We start from the raw sequence: 634 nt of genomic DNA on the forward strand, positions 1-634 counted from the left end.
CCCGTCACCCGCAGTCCGACGCCAAGGCCCAGGCCGCCTTCCAAAAAAGGGGCTGCGCGAAGCCCTGAAGGCTGCGGCCGCCACGCACTCTGCACGCCGCCTCCAACTCTGGTTTCAGGACGAAGCCCGCATCGGCCAGAAGGGCCGCACCGCGCATCGCTGGTGGGAGCGCGGGCAGCGTCCGGCCGGGCTGTGCGACAAGCGCTTCACCTCGGCCTACCTCTACGCCGCCGTCTGCCCGGCCAGCGGCGCCGACTTCGCGTTGGTCATGCCGACCGTCTCCACCACCGCCATGAGCTTGTTCCTGGACGGCTTCTCCCGAAGCCTGGAACCGGACGTCCAGGCGGTGCTCGTGCTCGACCAGGCCGGCTGGCATGGATCGCGGACGCTGGTCGTGCCAGACAACATCACGCTGGTGCCGCTGCCGCCCTACAGTCCGGAGTTGAACCCCGTCGAGCGCGTCTGGCTGTACCTGCGCGAGCGCTTTCTGTCCCACCGGCTCCTGGATGACTACGACGACATCGTCCAGGCCTGCTGTGACGCCTGGAACGCCCTCACCGCCACACCGGAGCGCCTACGCTCCCTCACCAGCTATCCGTGGCTCCCATGTGTCAATGCTTAAGCGCGGCGGTAT

General features: G+C 68.1%; 1 protein-coding gene. It reads left to right on the plus strand.

Going from position 1 to position 634, the window contains the following annotated elements:
* A partial coding sequence (locus QSG27_RS29150) for an IS630 family transposase (protein ID WP_306712374.1) occupies positions 1-622 on the plus strand: 622 nt, incomplete at its 5' end.
* Between the last annotated feature and the right edge of the window lie 12 nt (positions 623-634).

It is taken from the genome of Azospirillum isscasi (assembly GCF_030849505.1).
GTDB lineage: Bacteria > Pseudomonadota > Alphaproteobacteria > Azospirillales > Azospirillaceae > Azospirillum > Azospirillum isscasi.